Raw genomic sequence first — 7,255 nt, 5'->3', positions numbered from 1 at the left:
GTCTACCGCCGGCTCGGCCAGGTCATTCAGCCGTGGTTGTTTGTGCGCGAGGGGCAACCCACGCTCGAGATCACGCCAACCGGACGGCTGCGGCTCGCCATGAATTCTGAGATAAGAGGGTGCCGCGCAGACGACCATGCCCTGACGCGCGACGCGACGCGCAATCACCCCCACCTTGTCGTCAAGAGCGCCGGTGCGGATTGCGAGATCGTAGCCGTCCTCGGCAAGATCCGCCAAGCGGTCGGTGAGCGACAGGTCGAGTTCCAGCATCGGATATTGATGGGCCAGCTTCAGCAACACGGGGGTCACGCAATGGCGCCCGAAATGCGCCGGCATGGTGACCCGCAGTTTTCCACGTGGCTCCGAAAACTGTTCGGCGGCGAGCGCATCGGCGGCTTCGGCCTCGGCCAGCACCACCCGACAGCGTTCATAGTAAGCGCGGCCGAAGTCGGTCAGGCTCTGCCGTCGCGTGGTCCGGTTGAGCAGCCGCACGCCCAGCCGCTCCTCAAGAAACCGGACATGCTTGCCGACCATCGGTCCGGAGAGATCAAGCGCGACCGCCGCGGCCGCGAACGAGCCGAGATCGACCGCCTTGACGAACACGGCCATGCTCTCAAGCCGATCCATATTCAGAACTCCTGGTTTCTACTGTTCTTCTCTTACAGCCATTTATCCCTGGCAAGACCGGCTGCATAGCTCATTCGGTTCAGCTGATTTGGAGTATCCGAATGACACGCGTAGTTCGCTTTCACCAGCATGGTGGCCCCGAGGTTCTGCGCATCGAGGATGTCGCGCTTTCCCCACCGGGTTCGGGCGAAGTTCAAATCCGGGTCAAGGCACTCGGCCTCAATCGCGCCGAAGCGCTGCTGCGCGCGGGTTCCTATATCGAGACGCCGACGCTCCCCTCGGGGCTTGGCCTTGAGGCAGCGGGCGTCATCGAGGCTATTGGCGACGGTGTGAGGGATTTCGCGCCGGGCGACAGCGTCAGTGTCATCCCGCCGCAATCGATGATCCGCTGGCCGGCCTATGGCGAGTTTGCCACCTACCCCGCCGGACTTGTCGTCAAGCATCCGCCGTCGCTCGACTGGCAGACGGCAGCGGCCGTCTGGATGCAGTATCTCACCGCCTATGGCGCGCTGATCGATATCGCCGGGCTGCACAGCGGAGACCACGTGGTGATCACCGCGGCCTCGAGCAGCGTCGGGCTTGCGGCAATCCAGATCGCCAACAGGGTCGGTGCACCAGCGATTGCGGTGACGCGGACATCGGCGAAGAGGCAGGCCCTGCTCGACGCCGGCGCGGCTGAAGTCGTCACCTTGGCCGAGGAGGATTTGGCGGCACGGCTGAATGAGATCGCAGGGCCTGAAGGCGTGCGCGTCGTGTTCGATGCGGTCGGCGGCCCGATCTTCGAGCCACTCACAGCGGCCATGTCGCGTGGCGGCATCCTCATCGAATATGGCGGTCTCAGCCGCGAGCCGACGCCATTCCCGCTGCCAGCGGTGCTGAGCAAGACGCTGACACTGCGCGGCTACCTCGTCCACGAGATCACCGGCAACCCTGTGAAACTCGAGGCCGCCAAGGCGTTTATCGTCGAAGGTCTGGAGGACGGGACGCTGAGGCCGATCATCGACAGGACCTTCGCGTTCGACCAAATCGTCGAGGCGCATCGCTATCTGGAATCGAACGAGCAGTTCGGCAAGATCGTAGTGACGATCTGAGATCGTAGTGACGATCTGAGATCGTGGTGACGATCTGAGATCGTGGTGACGATTTGAATCGTGGTGACTGCCTGAGCAACGGTGGCGAACAAATCATTCTTGCAGGGCAATATCGGCCTTGAAGCCGCGGCTTTGCATCCCTAACTGTTCGGTGCGGGCCGGGCCCCTCTGACTGTCGCTTTTGGCGATTGTGATGTCGGACCGCTTTAACGGGCCCGTTTCCATTCTTTCGGTCAAGCGGGCTCATTCCTTTCGGTTTGGAGCCCCGTATGACATCTACTTCCCTCCTCGGTATGGTTTGCCCCTCCTGCCGCGTCGCGCTCGTGATGAGCGAACGCCAGGGTATCGAAATCGACTACTGTCCGCAGTGCCGCGGCGTCTGGCTTGATCGAGGAGAACTCGACAAGATCATCGAGCGTTCCGGCAGGGAAGCGGCGCCCGCGCCGCAGCCACAGCCGGCAGCATTCTCCCAGCCACAACATGGCCAGAGCCGCGATGACGATTATTCCCGCTCGCACGGTCACCGCTATCCAAAGCGGAAGAAATCATTCTTCGAAGAGTTGTTCGACTGACCGCATGATGCCCGACATCCAGGCCGGCACTTGCTGAAACTTCCGAAACCACATCGACAAAGGTTCATCTCCGATGATTTCCCGCACCAGCCGATTTGCAGCCCTCTTTGCAGGACTGTTCCTTGCATTCTCCATGGTTGCGATGGACCATGCCGAGGCCCGTCGTGGCGGCAGTTTCGGCAGTCGTGGCATGCGTACGTTCCAATCGGCACCGCCGACCAGGACGGCCCCAGCACCGACCGCTCCGGTCGAGCGGTCGATGACGCCCAACACCGGTGTGAACAACGCGGCCCGGCAGCCGCAGGCCGGCCTGCAGAGGCCCGGCTTCATGAGCGGTTTCGGTGGAACGATGATGCGCGGCCTGTTGCTCGGCGGCCTGTTCGGCCTGCTTTTGGGTCAGGGCTTCGGCGGCCTGGCCGGCATGTTCGGTTTCCTGCTTCAGGCCTTGCTGATCGGTGGCGCGATCATGCTGGCCATCAGGTTCTTCCGCTCGCAATCCGCGCGCGGCCCCGCGCCGGCGCTCGCAGGTGCCGGCAATGCCCAGGCTTCGCGATTTGAGAACCGCTCAACGGCAGGGCAGCAGACTGCAGGCTCCTTCACAATTCCCGGTTTCGGCGGCGGTTCAGGTGGAGGCTCTCCGGCCGCCGCCTCCGAGGAGATCACGCTGGCCCAGACGGATCTCGACGCATTCCAGCAGCTGCTGACCGATGTCCAGGAAGCATTCGGGCGCGAAGACCATGCCGCTCTGCGCCGGGCGGTTACACCCGAAATGGTATCCTATCTGTCGGAAGAGTTGGCCGACAATGCCCAGAAAGGTCTCAGGAACGAGGTGACTGATATCACCTTGCTGCAGGCCGACATCGCGGAAAGCTGGCGCGAGGATGAGCGCGACTACGCCACGGCCGCCTTGCGCTACGAATCTCGTGACGTGACGCGCGAACGGGCCAGCGGCAAAATCGTCGCGGGCGACGATGATCATCCGACAGAGACGACCGAGCTGTGGACTTTCGTGCGTGAGAATGGATCGAACTGGAAGCTCTCGGCAATACAACAGGCTTGAGCCTCGGGCGATTTTTTCCGAGGCTTCGCAGTTGTGGGCGTTCAGCGCACGATCTTGACGCACATCGGCGTGCCGATCTCGATGGCGCGCCCGGTGTCGGTCAGTATGCCGCTGTCGGCGTCGCGGGCGAAGATCGAAATGCGGTCGCCATTCTGGTTGGCGGAAAACAGATGGCCGCCTGACGGCGTCAGCGCCAGGTTACGCGGGGTCGCGCCGCCGCAAGGGATATAGCTGACGAGGCTGAGCGACCCTGTCTGCTGGTCGACCGCCATGATGACGACGCTGTCATGGCCGCGGTTGGAGCCGTAGACAAAACGGCCATCCGGTGAGATCTGGATATCGGCGCAGTGGTTGCTGTCGCGTGCCTCGGCCGGCACCGCCGGCTTTGCGTCGATGATCGAGAGCTTGCCGGTGGCTTCGTCCAGCGTCATCGACACGATGGTCGAATCCAGTTCGTTCATGACGAAGACGAAGCGTCCGTTCGGATGCAGTGCGAGGTGGCGTGGACCGGCGCCGGATGGCAAAGCGGATTCGGTTAGCTTGGCCAGATTGCCCTCGCGCTCGATCCGGTAAGACACCAGCCGGTCGATGCCGAGGTCGGCGACGATGGCTGTTCCCCCGCCGATGGTTTCGGTGACGCTGTGCGCATGCGAGCGTTCCTGCCGCGCCACATTCGGGCCGCTGCCCTCATGCGAAACGCTGGCAAGCGGCGCCGACAAGGCGCCGTTCTCTTCGAAGCCATAGACAGCCACCGCACGATCCGGGCCGCCCTCGCCCATGCCGTAATTGGCGACCAGCAGTTTTGTCCCGTCGCGGGTGATGGTGTTGTGGGCGGCTATGCTGCCGAGCGACGGTTGCTTGTTCAGATAAATGAGCGTCCCCGAAGCTCGATCGAAGCTGTAAGCTGAGACGGTGCCCTCGCGCCAGGTGAACACTTCCGAGTTGGCGTAGATCCGCGAGCCGTCCGGTGTCACCGAGAGGAAGGTCGGATTGTCGACGTCGTTGGTCTCGGCCAGTTTTCGTGTTTCCAGCGTCGTCTCGTCAAAGCTGTAGACGCTGAGGCCGACGCCCCGAGCGCCCTGAAAATACGGCGCCTCGCGGTTCAGGCTGCCGACAAAGACCAGACAATTCTCGCGCATGATTTCCTCCCTACCCGCCTGCGCTTTGGCGCGCGGGAGCAGCCAAAATTTCGCCTGTTCACGCTTGCAACGCAACCCCATATGTGAAAATACTATTTACAAAAGAAGATTGACGGGAGGAGACGTCTTGTATTTCGACGCCTTGATGCGTTTTCCGATAGCTGTGACGTGCCCCATGCAGGTCTGGCGGTGCCGACCATGAACGATTTCGCACCTACCGTCGGCGTCGCCTCGACGCATCCCAAGAACATGCCCGGAGATCACGCCGCGCTGCCGGTGTGGAATGCCGAGAACTGGTTCTACGAGGACTGGCCCGTCGGCCAGAAGATCCGCTCGTTGCGGCGCACAATGGCCGAAGGCGACAGCCATTTGTTCAACACGCTGGTGCTCGACATCCACCCCTATGTGCAGGACCAGATGTTTGCCGAGAACGAAGGCATTTTCGGCAAGCGGCTGATCGCCGGCGCCTTTGTCTTTTCGGCTGGCCTGGGGCTGGTCGCCACCAACTGCGTCAATGCCTTCTCCTATGGCTACGACAAGCTCCGCTTCATAAAACCCGTCTTCATTGGCGACACGATCTATTCGATCCGCTCCAACCTCGACAAGAAGCCCCGCTACAAGGAAATGGGGCTGATCCGCGCCAGCTATGAGGTGTTCAAGGGCGAAGGCGAGTTGGTTCTCTATTGCGAGCATCTGCAGACGGTGAAGTACCGCAACCCGGCCGACTTCGTCGGCAAGACGGAGAAATAGCATGCCGGCAGCAGCCGAATTGCCGCTCGCCGGTCTCGTCGTCGTCGACATGAGCCAGTTCCTGTCCGGGCCCTATTGCTCACTCAGGCTGCTCGATCTCGGCGCCCGCGTCATCAAGATCGAGCGTCCGGATGGCGGCGACCTGTCGCGCCGGCTCTATCTCAGCGACACCGAGATCGGCGGCGATTCCACCATCTTCCATGCCATCAACCGGGCCAAGGAAAGTCTTGCCATCGACCTCAAGAACGAGGCCGATCTCGAGGCGTTGCGCGGCCTTCTGGCCAAGGCCGATGTGCTGATCCAGAATTTCCGGCCGGGCGTCATCGAGCGGCTCGGCTTGGACTACGAGGCGGTCCGCAAGATCAATCCGCGGCTGGTCTATGCCTCGATCAGCGGCTATGGCGAAGACGGACCATGGGTCAAGAGACCCGGCCAAGACCTGCTGGCGCAGGCGCGCTCCGGCGTGATGTGGCTGAACGGCGATGAGGACCAAGGGCCGGTGCCGTTCGGTCTTGCCATCGGCGACATGCTGGCCGGTGCCGCCTGCGCGCAGGGCATTCTGGCCGCACTCGTGCGGCGCGGCATCACCGGCCAGGGCAGCCATATCGAAACCAGTCTCCTGGAAGCGCTGGTCGATTTCCAGTTCGAGGTGCTGACGACGCATCTCAATGACGGCCGCCGGCTGCCCAGGCGCTCCAGCTTCCGCAGCGCGCATGCCTATCTGTCGGCGCCTTACGGTGTTTACCCGGCCAAGGACGGATACCTCGCCATCGCCATGACGCCGATTCCCAAGCTGGCCGATCTCCTGTCGCTCAGCGAACTCGCACCCTATCGCGACAAGCCTGCGTCGTGGTTCACCGCGCGCGACGACATCAAGGCGATCATCGCACAGCGGATCGCCACCAAGACGATCGACGAGTGGCTTGATATCCTCGAGCCGGCCGACATCTGGTGCGCCAAAGTGCTGACCTGGCCGGAGATGCTGGCGAGCGAAGGGTTCCATTCCCTCGGCATGCTGCAGACTGTGACGCGCGAGGACGATGTCTCGATCCTCACCACCAGTTCGCCGCTCCGGGTCGATGGCATAAGAGCCAAGGCCGATCGGGCGGCGCCCCGCATCGGCGAGCACAGTGCCGCCATCCGCGCGGAGTTCGGCCTGTGAGTTCGCCCAAGCTCAAAGGCATGACCTGGAGCCATCCGCGTGGCTATGATCCGATGGTCGCCTGCTCGGCGCTGTGGCAGCAGAAGACCGGTATTGCCATCGAATGGGACAAGCGCTCGCTGCAGGACTTCGAATCCTTCCCGGTCGAAGAACTGGCGCGCGCCTATGACCTCATCGTCATCGACCATCCGCATGTCGGCCAGATCACGGCCGAAGGCTGCCTGGAGCCGCTGGATGTCGCCGGACGCGAGGCGGAACGCACGGCCCTTGCCTCGGGCAGCATCGGCCAGTCCTATCCGAGCTACAACTGGCAAGGACGGCAATGGGCTTTCCCGATCGATGCGGCAACGCAGGTCCAGGCATGGCGTCCGGATGCGATCGGTGCGCCACCGGCGCGCTGGAGCGAGGTGCTCGATCTCGCCCGGCAAGGCCGCGTGCTGCTGCCGCTGCGGCCGCCTCACGTGTTGATGGTGTTCTACACGCTTGCCGGCAATCTCGGGCATGCCTGCACGACCGATCCATCCGACGATCTGATCGATGTGGAGATCGGTAGCCAAGTCTTCGAGGCAATGCGCGAGATCGCAGCGCTGGTCGATCCCGCGTGTTTCGAGATGGACCCGATTGCCGTCTCCGAACGTATGGCGGAGGCCGGTTCCAGGTTCGTCTGCGCGCCACTGATCTATGGTTACGTTTCCTATGCGACGGCTGGCTTTCGGGCGAACCGGCTGGCCTTTGCCGATGTTCCGGTCATCGGTTCCGGCGGCCCGGTCGGTTCGGCGCTTGGCGGCACCGGCATAGCCGTATCAGCCTTTTCCAAAGCCAGGGATGCCGCGATCGACTTCGCCTATTGGGTC

At 62.8% G+C, this 7,255-nt stretch carries 8 protein-coding genes; 6 read left to right on the top strand and 2 right to left on the bottom strand.

The features are described 5' to 3' along the window. The coding region (locus EN925_RS15965) for a LysR family transcriptional regulator (RefSeq protein ID WP_164894227.1) at nucleotides 1-627 on the bottom strand (627 nt) is incomplete at its 3' end. 101 nt (nucleotides 628-728) lie between these two features. Here EN925_RS15965 and EN925_RS15960 point away from each other — a divergent pair. From EN925_RS15960 to EN925_RS15950, 3 genes are all read left to right on the top strand, one after another. Next, complete coding sequence (locus tag EN925_RS15960) at nucleotides 729-1,718, top strand: zinc-dependent alcohol dehydrogenase family protein (RefSeq protein WP_127388240.1); 990 nt, start codon at nucleotides 729-731, stop codon at nucleotides 1,716-1,718. 269 nt (nucleotides 1,719-1,987) lie between these two features. Then, nucleotides 1,988-2,290 carry a zf-TFIIB domain-containing protein gene (locus EN925_RS15955; RefSeq protein ID WP_024502504.1) on the top strand — a complete coding sequence of 101 codons (303 nt, stop codon included), beginning with the start codon at nucleotides 1,988-1,990 and terminating at the stop codon, nucleotides 2,288-2,290. Nucleotides 2,291-2,363: 73 nt separating this feature from the next. Further along, nucleotides 2,364-3,350 carry a Tim44 domain-containing protein gene (locus EN925_RS15950; protein WP_064995039.1) on the top strand — a complete coding sequence of 329 codons (987 nt, stop codon included), beginning with the start codon at nucleotides 2,364-2,366 and terminating at the stop codon, nucleotides 3,348-3,350. Between the two features lie 41 nt (nucleotides 3,351-3,391). Here EN925_RS15950 and EN925_RS15945 read toward each other — a convergent pair whose 3' ends face one another. Beyond that, nucleotides 3,392-4,489 (bottom strand): lactonase family protein, encoded by a 1,098-nt coding sequence (locus EN925_RS15945; RefSeq protein WP_127368787.1) that lies wholly within the window; start codon nucleotides 4,487-4,489, stop codon nucleotides 3,392-3,394. A 198-nt stretch (nucleotides 4,490-4,687) separates the two neighbouring features. Between EN925_RS15945 and EN925_RS15940 the strand changes: the two genes are divergently transcribed. The 3 genes from EN925_RS15940 to EN925_RS15930 all read left to right on the top strand — a co-directional run. Beyond that, nucleotides 4,688-5,239: a MaoC family dehydratase gene (locus EN925_RS15940; protein ID WP_013533014.1), complete on the top strand. Its 552-nt coding sequence runs from the start codon at nucleotides 4,688-4,690 to the stop codon at nucleotides 5,237-5,239. A gap of 1 nt (nucleotide 5,240) precedes the next feature. Then, complete coding sequence (locus EN925_RS15935; RefSeq protein WP_024502501.1) at nucleotides 5,241-6,401, top strand: CaiB/BaiF CoA-transferase family protein; 1,161 nt, start codon at nucleotides 5,241-5,243, stop codon at nucleotides 6,399-6,401. Nucleotides 6,402-6,421: 20 nt separating this feature from the next. Then, on the top strand, nucleotides 6,422-7,255 hold an 834-nt coding region (locus EN925_RS15930; protein ID WP_206632829.1), incomplete at its 3' end, for an extracellular solute-binding protein.

It is taken from the genome of Mesorhizobium sp. M7A.F.Ca.US.006.04.2.1, from assembly GCF_004022915.1.
GTDB lineage: Bacteria > Pseudomonadota > Alphaproteobacteria > Rhizobiales > Rhizobiaceae > Mesorhizobium > Mesorhizobium ciceri.
Note: the sequence above shows the minus strand (reverse complement) of the source record. Positions and strands in the feature narration are given on the sequence as shown.